Origin of the sequence: Rahnella perminowiae (assembly GCF_019049695.1) — a bacterium.
GTDB lineage: Bacteria > Pseudomonadota > Gammaproteobacteria > Enterobacterales > Enterobacteriaceae > Rahnella > Rahnella perminowiae.
The window spans coordinates 1-12,285 of record NZ_JAFMOT010000137.1 but is presented as its reverse complement, the minus strand read 5'-3'; the positions used below and the strand labels follow the sequence as shown (position 1 = coordinate 12,285).

Genomic DNA, 12,285 nt, shown 5'->3' with positions numbered 1-12,285 from the left:
GTCTTGGGGGGCGGCGGCGATAAGCCGCCCCCCAAGTCGGTGTGGGCCGACGCCCACGACCTTGAATTTGAATTTGAATTTGAAATTAAAAACTAAACGGGATCGAAAGGCCCCCCTTTCAACTCCCCCACTTTCTGCCTGATCAACTGTCTGAGCCTGATCGCCGCCTGCGATGCTGGCTGGTCCCGCCTGCTCAGCAAAATCACTTCAAACGGCAGCGGTTCCACAACCTCAACAATCTTCAACTGACCGATATACCGCCGGGCGGTAAACGTATCAACCACACCGACACCGCCGCCCGCCAGCACCATGTCGGCGATCACCGAGTAGGTTTTGATATACAACGCAGAGTGTGACATCAGGCCGTTCTCGCGCAGGACGCGGTTGAGCACCTGTCCCAGCGGATCCTGTTGCTGTAACATCAGCAGATCGTTCGCGCATAACCATGCCAGTGATACCGGCCCTTCGACCGGAGAATCCTTAGGCAACAGCGCGACCATATTGGCCTGATAAATAGACTCGGCAATCAGCTCCTGCGTAGCCTGCTCGCCAAACGCCAGTGCAAAATCCATTTTATATTGCAGCAGATCCTGACTCAGCGTATTGAAATGGCCGGTCACCAGTTCAACACTGCCGCCGGGGGTCTGACGACGAAAATCCACTAACACCGGTGCCATCACGCTGTGGCCAAGCGCATGCGCCGAACCGATGCGCACATGCTGGCCTTCACCCTGACGCAACTGTTCCGCCAGCTCACCAATGGCCTGAATATGGCTGAATAACGCTTCGACTTCCGGCATTAGCCGCCGCCCTTCCGGCGTCACAATCAGCCCCTGCGGTGTGCGGTCAAACAGCGCGAACCCCAGTTGCTGTTCCGCGTGATTCAGCACGCGGCTGACATTCGGTTGCGAGACATTCAGCAGGCGTGCCGCCCCGCTGACACTGCCCGCCTGTAACACGGCCTGAAACACTTCAATGTGGCGTAAGCGCATTGCTGCCCTATTTCTGGGTGGTCGCTAAGTATGAGAAAGCACTTAACAGGCTGATAATATTTGCCACCGTCGGGCTGTGATAACCGACAGTAACGGCATCGAGACGCTCGACGCCGGGGATCAGGCCGAACAAATCTGCCAGAACCGGTTTCGCGGCCATCAGTTCGAGATGATACGGGGCACTGAATCTGGCGGCGGTAAGCGGTGCCGGTTTGCTGACGGCGATCGTCGCCTGTTTGCGGATTTTCGCGCAGGCAATCGACGGACTGTCAGATTCCGCAGCATTGGCGGAAATCGCACGTTTGACGCAGACATACTGCGATTCCGGATAATAACGGCGGATCCAGGTTTCAAGATGATCATCGCCGGTCACCAGCCATAAAGGAACGTTCAGTTCCGCACCGGCAGCGGCGTATAAATCGCTTTCGCCCACCACGTTGCCGTTGAGTTTGACGCGGTAAAAGGCACGGCCATTGATAGTATGCGCCAGAACGCCGTTTTCGCCTGCGGCGGTGTGATAACCGACAAACATCAGGCCGTCGTATTGCTGTTGTTGCAGCCCTTCGACCATCGACAATCCGCGTGGCTTGCCCTGTACCAGCCGGGCGCGCGGGTCGATTTTATCGGCGCGCAGGTTTTGCATCATCGCGTGGCTGTCGGCCACCGTCACTTCCATCGCGCCACCGGCAAACGCGCCATCAATGGCGGCGTTAACTTCACCTTCCATCAGCGCACGGGCGGCGTCGTAATCCGCATGTCCCGGGCTGCACTGTTCAGGACGCATGACACCCGCAACACCTTCAATATCCGCAGAGATAAACACTTTCATCATTCATTCCCTATGTGGTTTGGTTACCAGGCGGTGGTTAAACCCACAGCAAGGCTAGTTCACCAGGTTATCTAATACGTCACTTAACCCCAGCCGGTAATGTCCGTCAAATCCGCAGACGGTTTCCGCACTCAGTAAGGCATCAATAATAGCGTGTTCTGTGGCGTCTGCCGCCAGCGCCAGTAAAGTCTCCAGTTTCGCATCAGGCAGCGTGACACCGTCACGTTGCGTCGAGAATGCCAGCGCAATATCCCCTGAACCATGCCCCCAGTAACTGCCAAGACGTCCCAGTCCGGCACCGGCGCGTTTGGCGATGCGGCTAAGCTGGCGACTGTCGAGATAGCGGTCGCAGGCCATCACAATGATCACCGAACCGGCATCTGCCTGCGGCGCCAGTTGCGGCTGGATTTGTGCGATGGCTTCTCCGGCGCGTATGCCGTCAAGCGTCAGTTCCGAGAGTTTGCCAAAATTCGCCAGCACCAGAACGCCCAATGTAGCGTTGAGTGCTTCACACCGGCGCGAGGCCGTGCCGATACCGCCTTTTAAGCCGAAACAGCTCATGCCCCGTCCGGCCCCTACGCTGCCACGGGCGAAGGTATTTGCCGCGGTGTCCAGTGCGGCCAGCGCGTCGTCTTCACTGACCGCCATCGCCTGGATATCATTAAGATAGAAATCGTTGCATTCCAGGATAACCGGATTGATGGTGGCATCCGGACGCCCCATTTGCGGAAATTGCTGACAGCTGCGCTTTATCAGCGCGTTAAACAACGTGCCCGTGGCAAACGTATTACTGAGCAAAACCGGCGTTTGCAGCTCACCCAGTTCCATCACCTGAATCAGCCCCATCGGTTTACCGAAACCGTTTAATATCGCCACACCGCAAGGCAGGGGTTTTTCATACAAATTATCGCCAGGCGGCACAATGGCCGTGACGCCGGTCTGCACATCGCCAGCCGCTAAGGTGCTGTGACCGATACTCACACCGGCGACGTCGGTTATGGCATTGGTCGCGCCGCACGGAAATCGCGGGCGGAAAATCTGGCGTGTGGTGCGCCAGCGTTGCAGTAAGGCAGACAGCGCCTGCTGCTGAAATTCGTCTTCACATTCTTGCAGATGCATCAGTTTCCCGTATCAGATATTCATTTCACGATGACTTTTTCAGTTTAGGATCCAGCGTGTCACGCAGCGCATCACCGAGCAGATTGAATGCCAGGACGGTGAGGAATATTGCCAGTCCGGGGAACACGCTGACGTTCCATTTGCCTGCCATCATCATATTACGGCTCATCGCCAGAATATTACCCCACTCCGGCACATCCGGTTCCGGCCCCAGACCGATAAAACTCAGGCTGGCTGCGGTCAGAATACTGGTGCCGATACGCATGGTGAAATAGACGATAACGTTTGAGAGCGTGCCCGGCAGAATATGGCGTAAAATTACCACTCTGTCCGGTGCACCGATGCAGCGAACCGCTTCGACATAGGCACTGTGTTTAATCGATAACGTGGCCGCACGTACGATGCGGGCAAATACCGGCACACTGAAAACGGCGACCGCGATAATCACATTATTCAGCCCCGGCCCCAGAATAGCCACCACGGCAATCGCCAGCAACATACCGGGGAAGGCAAACAGCACGTCGGAGCCGCGCATGATCAGCATATCCAGCCAGCGGCCGTAATATCCGGCCAGCAGCCCGAGTAGCACACCGGCAGCCATGCCGAGCGTGACTGAAAAAATACCCACATAAAGGGAGATACGCGCGCCATAAATGATACGGCTGAGGACATCGCGACCTAAATAGTCCGTGCCGAACCAGTGTTGCGGCGTCGGACCGGCGCCGAGCGCCATCCAGTCCGGTGTCATCGGGTCAAAAGGCGCCAGCCAGGGTGCGAACACCGCGACAAATACCAGCAGCAGGATGAATCCCCCCGATATCAGCGCCATCGGATGACGGATAAAGGTATGGAAAAAGTCGTACCACGGTGAACGGATGTTATCGTGCTGCGAGGCCGGCGCAGCCGGTCGGATTTCTCCCGCAGAAGAGACAGGATCGGTCATAATCAGCTCCTAACGCAGACGGATAGCCGGATTGACCACCGCATACAGCATGTCAACCAGCAGGTTTATCACAATAAATTCAAAGACAAACAGCATGACCAGTGCCTGAATCACCGGCTGATCCTGCGTTTTGATGGACTCGATCAGTAACCAGCCCAGCCCCGGCCAGCTGAAGACACTTTCGACGATAATCGAGCCGCCGAGCAGGAAACCAAATTGCAGACCCAGCATGGTGATAATCGGGATCAGTGCATTGCGCATGATGTGTTTCCATGTCACCAGACGCGCGCGTAAACCTTTGGCATTCGCGGTGCGCACATAATCTTCCTGCGCCACATCAAGAAACGCCGAGCGGGTGAAACGTGCCATGACCGCCGCCACCGACGAACCCAGCGTGATTGCCGGTAAAATGATATCGGCTGGCTGGTTAAATCCGCTGACGGCGAATACCCCGAACGGCATGGCAACAAACTGGATCAGTAACAATCCGAGCCAGAACGGCGGCATGGAAATGCCGCCGACCGCCATGCTCATCAGTGTCCAGTCCTGCCATTTTCCGCGTTTCAGTGCGCAGACAACACCAATCACCAGCCCCAGCACCACCGACCACGCGAAGCCCGCCAGCGCCAGCAGCAGCGTTGGCATAAAGCCGCCTTCAATCACACTTAATACCGGCTGACGTGTGCGGTAAGTCATGCCCAGATCACCATGAACCATGCCGTCCAGCCAGTGCCAGTACTGTGCAGGCAGCGGATCGTTCAGACCCAGCAACTGACGTGCTGACTCAACCGCTTCAACCGGTGCATCCTGACCGGCATAAATACGCGCAGGATCGCCCGGCAGCAGTTTGATAAATCCGAAAACCAGTAATGACACCACCAGTAAGACGGGGATCATTTCCAGTATCCGGCGGATAAAGTAGGTCAGCATAAAAATGATTCCCTGAATTCAGTAAACTTCCTCCCCTGCGAAGGGGAGGTTGGGGTGGGGTATTAATGGCAACTCTGAATCTGAAGTTGCCTGCTAAACCCCCTCCCAGCCTCCCCCTTCGCAGGGGGAGGAGCAAAAAAAATTATTTAAACTGTGCCTGATTAAAAATCAGCGAGCCGTCGGCCAGCATGTAAACACCGGAGAGATCTTTGCTCTTGCCCACCAGGTTGTCAGGCACGCCGAGATAGGCCACCGGTGCATCCGCCCACAACAATTTCTGCGCATCGGCATAAGCCGCTTTACGTTTTTCGACGTCAGCGGTTTGCAGACCGGCGGTGATCGCCGCATCCACTTGTTTGTTGCTGTAATAAGAGACGTTATAGGCCGACGGGATCCAGGATTCGGTGGCGAACAGCGGACGCAGCGCCCAGTCTGCATCGCCGGTCGAGGCTGACCAGGCGCCGTAATACATTTCCACTTTGGCATCTGCCGGTTTCGGCGTGCTCCACAGGCGTTGGGTCAGCGTTCCGGCATCCATCGGCACCAGTTTCACACGCACGCCAATCAGAGAAAGTTGCTGTTTCAGGAATTGCGCGCTGCGGATTCGGTCGGTTTTGTTCGAGCTCCACATTTCAACATCAAAGCCGTTCCCGTAACCGGCTTCTTTCATCAGCGCTTTCGCTTTGGCGATGTTGTAGCTGTAATCCGGCGTGGTTTGTTTCTGATAGAACTGGACATTTTTCGGCAGCGGCGAAGTAGACGGCGAACCCAGACCGGCAAAACCGACTTTCAGCCACAGATTACGGTCGATAGCGTAGTTAATCGCCTGACGGACACGCACATCCGAGAACTCTTTTTTCTGCGTATTGAAGGCGATGTAATACAGATAGATGCCCGGATCTTCGGCAATATCCAGTTTCGGATCGCTTTTCACGGTATCCACCAGATCGGACGGCAACGGATATACCGCGTCCACACCGCCGGATTTCAGTTTCGCCACCTGAGTGGAGTCTTCCGGCGTCGGATATAACGTGACGGCATCCACTTTCGGCCAGCCTTTCTGCCAGTAATTGTCGTATTTCACCAGTTTGACGTCTTTACCCTGCTGCCATTCCACAAACTTAAACGGGCCGGTTCCCACCGGATGTACGCTCAGATCCTGTTCATTCGGGTATTGTTTTAATGACGCCGGGCTGTGCATCACCGCAGACGGGTGCGCCAGGGTGTTAATCATGGCTCCAAAAGGTTTGTTCAGCGTGATTTTCACCTGATACGGGCTGAGCACTTCAACAGATTTAATCATGCTGAACAAGGAGTTGCGCTTGAGGTGATTGGCAGGATTTGCCAGACGATCAAGGTTAATTTTTACCGCATCCGCATTGAACGGCGTGCCGTCCTGGAACGTCACGTCATGGCGCAGATTAAGGGTGAATTCGGTGGCATCACTGTTGCTGGTGTAATCCGTTGCCAGCACCGGCACAACAGCCATTTTGCTGTCGAACTGGAACAGGCGTTCAAAAATGCCGCTCTGAATGGAATAGCTCAGCGTATCTGTGGTGTCGTGCGGGTCAAAACCGGTGACGTCAGCGTACATGGAAATACGCAGATCTTTGGCCTGAACCGACGCGGCAAAACAAAGCGCCAGTCCGGCGGCAAGCAGGCTTTTGCGCACTAAAGTCGGATGCATGGTGTTCTCCTGTGTGTCCCAAAAAAAAGAAGAGTGAGTTATCCCTGTGCGACCCAGTGATGTTCACTGACGCGGGAATATTGACGTTTTTCTATCTGTACACCCGCCGGATGCACCGGCGATTTCACTTCCTCATCATCAAAATTGCGTAAAGCACGTTGTGTCGGATCCGCCACCGGTACCGAACTGAGCAGGCGCCGGGTATAAGGATGTTGAGGATTACTAAACACTGCGTCACGCGGGCCAATTTCAACAATCTGTCCGCTGTACATCACCGCCACCCGGTTGGCGATCCTTTCCACTACCGCCATGTCATGCGAAATAAACAACCAGGCAACGCCGGTCTCACGCTGAAGATCCATCATCAGATTGACGACCTGCGCCTGAACTGACACATCCAGCGCCGACACGGCCTCGTCGGCAATAATTACCTGTGGTTGTAATGCCATGGCGCGTGCGATCGCGATGCGCTGACGTTGGCCGCCGGAAAATTCATGCGGGTAACGCCGCGCATGGGAAGGTTCAAGCCCGACACTTTTCAGCAACTGACTGACCACGGGTGTGGCATCGGCCAGGGACTTTTTCAGGCCATGCAGTAATAAAGGTTCAGCAATGGAAAACCCGACGGTCAGGCGCGGATTAAGTGACGCGTACGGGTCCTGAAACACCATCTGGATCTGGCGGCGCACCGCCTGAAACGGGGTGTCACGCATCAGGGTAATTTCTTTGCCTTCAAGATGAATGCTTTCAGATTCGCTGCCGACCAGCCGTAAAATTGCGCGACCGGTGGTGGATTTGCCGCACCCGCTCTCGCCCACCAGTGCCAGCGTTTCGCCCGGCCAGAGGGAGAAGTCGATTTGTTCTACTGCGTGCACTTCCTGGGTCACGCGTGACAATACGCCGGAACGGATCGGGTAGCAGACACGCAGTCCGCGTACATCCAGCAAAGGGGGGACCGAGTAATTTGCTGTTTTTTGATCCCCGTCATCGGCTGGAATGTGAGAGAGATCACCTGCAACCGATTGCTTTTCTGGCGAAATAGCTGGACCCGTTTTGTCTCCTGAAAGCGGGAAGCGCCGCGGCCATTTCAACCCCTGCATGTCACCTAATTTCGGTACGGCGGCCAGTAAGGCGCGGGTATAGGGATGTTGCGCGTTGGCGAAAATCTCCGTCACGCTGCCCTGCTCTACCACTTTGCCCTGGTACATCACCACCACGCGATCGGCGATTTCCGCCACCACACCCATATCGTGGGTGATAAACAGAACTGACATGTCAGTGCCCTGTTGCAGATCGCGCAAAATTTGCAGGATACGCGCCTGCACCGTGACATCCAGCGCCGTCGTAGGTTCATCGGCAATCAGCAGCGCCGGGTCACAGGCCAGCGCCTGCGCAATCATCACACGCTGACGCATACCGCCGGAAAGTTCATGCGGATAACATTTAAGGATACGTTCAACGTCAGGAATGCGAACCTGTTTGAGCAACTCGCGGGCTTTGTTCAGCGCCGTGGTTTTATTCGCCAGGCCGTGATCCAGCAGCCCTTCGGTGAGCTGATCGCCCACGCGCAGCACAGGATTAAGCGAGGTCATCGGCTCCTGAAAAATCATCGACATTTCCTGCCCGCGCAGTTTACGGCGCGAGGATGCCGGCATTGACGTCAGCGTATGGCACACACCGTTGCGGCCCAAAAACGCAATACTTCCCGCATCGACATGTGCAGAATCCGGCAGCAACCCCATCACGCTCAGTGAAGTGACGGACTTGCCGGATCCGCTTTCGCCGACCACGGCCACCACTTCACCTTTATTAACTGAGAAGGAAACGCCTTTCAGCGCCTGCGTTTTGCCTTGCCGGCCGGAGAATGTCACCGACAAATCGTTAATCTGCAAAATGGGCACTGTCATCAATAAACGCCTCCTTTATAGGCCGAACTGTTAAAGCCAGACTTCACCGTTTTCATAGCGCAATGCCGGTTCGGCGTCCTGCGCCAGCCAGATCGGGCCATCAAGATCGACCCGTTCCGCCTGCACCGCCACCGGCAGCGCCGCCTCCATCGCCAGGGATGAACCGAGCATACAACCAACCATAATGCGCAAACCGAACTGCCGCGCCACCTCGGTCATGGCCAGGGCTTCCGTCAGGCCACCGCATTTATCGAGCTTGATATTGATCATCTCGTAACGGTCACGCAGCCCTTCGATATCCCCGCGTTCATGACAGCTTTCGTCGGCGCAGACAGGAACAGGATGCAAACAACGCACCAGATCGTTGTCATTACCGGCAGGCAGCGGTTGTTCGATCATCGCCACGTTCAATTCGTACAGCGCCTGAAACAGGCTGCCGAGATCCAGACCCGACCAGGCTTCGTTAGCGTCCACCACCAGCGTAGCCTGTGGTGCAGCGGCACGGATGGCCGCCACTTTCTCGATAATCTGCTCGCGGTCGAGTTTGATTTTCAGCAGTTGCGCGCCACCGGCGACGGCCACAGCGGCGGCATTTGCCATGTTTTCCAGCAGATCCAGACTCAGGGTTTCGGCGGTAATCACCGAAACAGGCTTAGGCATATCAAGCAGTTGCCACAGGTCTTTGCCCTGTTTTGCCGCATCGAGACGCCACATTGCACAATCGAGGGCATTGCGCGCCGAACCAGCCGGTAACGCCTGTTGCAGCGCTTCGCGACTCAGCCCCTGTTCAACTTGCGGGCGGATAAGCTCCAGTTGCCCGCACACACTTTGCGGGGATTCCTGATAATGCGCGGTCGGTGTACATTCCCCGACTGCGGTAAATTCACCCTCGGTCAGAGAAACGCGCACCACCGTGACAGCGGTACGCGTGCCACGGGAAATCGCAAAGGGTTTTGCCAGCGGCAGTTCAACGGCCTGGAAAGTCATCTGAATCATTACGCGTTTTCCTTGATCCATTGCGCGATGTTTTTGATCCCGAAACGCACCGGATCGGTAGCCGGTACGCCGAACTCTTCGCTGATTTCCGCCAGCGCAATTTTGGCTTCTTCTTCGCTGACAGAGGACGTGTTAAGCGAGAAACCGGCGAGTCTGACATCTGGGCTGGTGAGGCTGGCAGCCGCCAGATTGGTATCGAGGCACTGGCGCAGTGTCGGCATAAACTGATGCGGGAGATGGCGCATATGCGGGCGACCCAGTTCATGGCACATCACCAGTAAATGCGCCTGCGCGCCATGGATCAGGCCCATGCTGACACCGGCAAAAGACGGGTGATACAGCGAACCCTGCCCTTCAATGATGTCCCAGTGGTCATCATCATTAGCCGGGGAAAGCGCTTCGACAGCACCGGAAATAAAGTCAGCAATCACGGCATCAATCGCGATACCGGCACCCGCCACCAGCACGCCGGTCTGGCCCGTCGCGCGAAAATCAGCCTTTAAATCCAGCTCGCGCATGGCAGCCTCCAGCGCCAGCGAGGTGTACATCTTGCCGACCGAGCAGTCAGTGCCGACCGTCAGAATACGTTTACCGCTGCGTTTTTTACCGGTGCCGGTATCCAGCGCCGGTTGCATGTGGCGCACATCGAACAGTTGCACATTATTTTCTGCGGCCAGCGCGACCAGCTCAGGAATGTCATTCAGCCCCTGATGCAGGCCATTCGCCACATTCAAACCGGCAGTGATCGCCGCTTTGATGGAATCAATCCAGTGCGCAGGCAGTTTGCCGCCGGAGTTTGCGGTACCCAGCACCATAGTTTTCGCACCCTGCGCTTTTGCCGTGGCGATATCCAGATCCGGCAAGCCTAATGACACGGAATCTGTCGCCAGACGGATTTGCCCGATGCAGGCTTCCGGGCGCCAGACCTGAATACCGCGCGCGGTTTTTGCCGCCAGCGGATCCATCACATCACCAAGGAATAAAAGATACGGCTTTGGAATTTGCTGCATGTCAGTTTCTCCGGGAACATTTTTTTAATGAGGATTAAATCGGACTGCAGAGAATATTCCACGGGAGAAACCGGCTGACGAATACTTGTTTAGCGTTAGGGTATAACGTGAGGCTATAGCTTTAGCTATATGAATTTATTGTGGTTATTTAAGATGGGAGAGATGACGTAAAGACGGGGAATGACAAGCATAAAAAAAGGCAGAGCCAATGAACTCTGCCTTTGCGATTACCTTTTTCAGACACAGAATGGGGTAATAATGTAATCCACTAACTTAGAAGCGGTAAGTCAGTGCAACAGCCACGATGTCGTCAGAGCTTACGCCCAGTTTATTGTTGTCATCGATCTGATTGATCATGTAGTCAACATAGGTATACATGTTTTTGTTGAAGTAGTAAGTCGCACCGATTTCGAAGTATTTGACCAGGTCAGCATCGCCAACGCCTTCAACATCTTTCGCTTTAGACTGCACGTAACCGATTGACGGACGCAGACCATTTTCGAACTGGTACTGTGCAACTAACTCATAACCCTGAGTTTTGTTAGCGTAACCACCCTTGATCGGTGCCTGATTGCGGGTTTCGTTATACATTGCAGAGAGATAAATCTGGTTTGCGTCATATTTCAGCGCAGTTGCCCATGCAGAAGCTTTATCACCCGCACCGATTGCGGAGCTGGTTTGTGCATTAGTACGGTCAGAAGAAGAACCCGCAATAACTGCACCGATACCAGAACCTGCGATATCTTCATAATCGATGGATGCACCGTAACCGTCGCCGTTGCCTTTAGACGCTGAACGACCGTCGTTTTCGTTTTTACCCTGATATTGCAGTGCAATGTTCAGGCCGGTAACCAGACCGAAGAAGTCCTGGTTACGGTAAGTGGCCAGGCCATTTGAACGACCTACCATGAAGTTGTCATTGTTAGCCGTATCACCACCAAACTCAGGCAACATATCGGTGAAGCCCAGTGCGTCGTAAACCACACCGTAGTTACGGCCGTAATCAATAGAACCGAAATCTTTAATTTTCAGGCCAGCAAAGCCCAGACGCGTTTTAGTCCCTTCGGTACCGCCGTGGCTGCTCGTAGTCCCATCTGAATTCAGGGTAGTTGAAGTACTTTCAGTATGGTTAGCCTGAATATTGTATTCCCACTGGCCATAACCGGTCAGTGTGTCGTTAATTTGAGTTTCGCCTTTAAAGCCCAGACGCGCATACGTCATGTCGCCATCAGAACTGGTGTCATCGGAGAAATAATGCTTAGCGGTTACACGACCGTAAAGGTCCAGTTTGTTACCGTCTTTATTATAAATCTCTGCTGCATTTGCGGTAGATCCCACTGCAATTAAAGAGACCGCTAAGGCCAACACACTGCGCTTCATCATTATTTAAGTTTCCTTGATTTTTTTATAAAGGAGTTCTCATGCCCGCTTTCTTTTATATGTCTGGAATATCGGGCTGTGAGTATTTGTACATGTTTTTAAATACGTCTGTCTGTAAAACGATTTGAACCTTAACACTGAGCACGAAAAGTTAAAATGGAAAAGTTCGCTTCGGTAAGTCTTTTTTGGGTAAAGAGTTGTAACACAATGTTTCAATAACAACTCACTAACTCCCTGATTATATGCGGTTTTCGCATAACAAATTGCACCAAAATGGTGCCATGCATTTTTATGGTGCAACCGGGTGTAGGTTTTGTAAAGTTGTTGCAAGCCAGATCACCTTTATCAAAAGGTTTTTTTCTGTTAACAATCGTTAATGAATTATGAGGGGAGTTTGATACGTTGCATTTAAATAGTGCATAGCAGGATAATCATTTCATCAGTAAGTTCATTATCACAATAATAGAAAAAGCAGCCATAAGATTTTTGTAC

At 54.0% G+C, this 12,285-nt stretch carries 10 protein-coding genes; all 10 read right to left on the bottom strand.

What is annotated here, in order from left to right; all coding sequences use genetic code 11:
• Positions 1-92: 92 nt before the first annotated feature.
• Positions 93-992 carry a LysR family transcriptional regulator gene (locus J1781_RS01215; protein WP_129951442.1) on the bottom strand — a complete coding sequence of 300 codons (900 nt, stop codon included), beginning with the start codon at positions 990-992 and terminating at the stop codon, positions 93-95.
• 7 nt (positions 993-999) lie between these two features.
• On the bottom strand, positions 1,000-1,821 hold the full coding sequence (locus tag J1781_RS01210; protein ID WP_217218798.1) for a M55 family metallopeptidase: 822 nt from the start codon (positions 1,819-1,821) through the stop codon (positions 1,000-1,002).
• Positions 1,822-1,875: 54 nt separating this feature from the next.
• Entirely contained in the window at positions 1,876-2,940 is a 1,065-nt protein-coding gene (locus tag J1781_RS01205; RefSeq protein ID WP_217233099.1) for a P1 family peptidase, read from the bottom strand.
• A 25-nt stretch (positions 2,941-2,965) separates the two neighbouring features.
• Positions 2,966-3,883, bottom strand: coding sequence for an ABC transporter permease subunit (locus J1781_RS01200; protein WP_217233098.1), 918 nt, complete (start codon positions 3,881-3,883; stop codon positions 2,966-2,968).
• Between the two features lie 9 nt (positions 3,884-3,892).
• Positions 3,893-4,813 carry an ABC transporter permease subunit gene (locus tag J1781_RS01195; protein ID WP_129951446.1) on the bottom strand — a complete coding sequence of 307 codons (921 nt, stop codon included), beginning with the start codon at positions 4,811-4,813 and terminating at the stop codon, positions 3,893-3,895.
• Between the two features lie 142 nt (positions 4,814-4,955).
• Entirely contained in the window at positions 4,956-6,500 is a 1,545-nt protein-coding gene (locus J1781_RS01190; protein ID WP_129951447.1) for a glutathione ABC transporter substrate-binding protein, read from the bottom strand.
• A 38-nt stretch (positions 6,501-6,538) separates the two neighbouring features.
• A complete protein-coding gene (locus J1781_RS01185; RefSeq protein WP_217218958.1) occupies positions 6,539-8,407 on the bottom strand; it encodes an ABC transporter ATP-binding protein in 1,869 nt (622 codons plus the stop codon).
• A gap of 30 nt (positions 8,408-8,437) precedes the next feature.
• A complete protein-coding gene (gene dgcA / locus J1781_RS01180; protein WP_129951449.1) occupies positions 8,438-9,403 on the bottom strand; it encodes an N-acetyl-D-Glu racemase DgcA in 966 nt (321 codons plus the stop codon).
• The gene (dgcN, locus tag J1781_RS01175) at positions 9,403-10,413 is read right to left on the bottom strand and encodes an N-acetyltransferase DgcN (protein ID WP_217233097.1); all 1,011 of its coding nucleotides are present in this window, start codon (positions 10,411-10,413) and stop codon (positions 9,403-9,405) included. The genes dgcA and dgcN overlap by 1 nt, the downstream gene beginning before the upstream one ends.
• Before the next feature lie 273 nt (positions 10,414-10,686).
• A complete protein-coding gene (locus tag J1781_RS01170) occupies positions 10,687-11,796 on the bottom strand; it encodes a porin (protein ID WP_269154538.1) in 1,110 nt (369 codons plus the stop codon).
• Positions 11,797-12,285 lie beyond the last annotated feature (489 nt).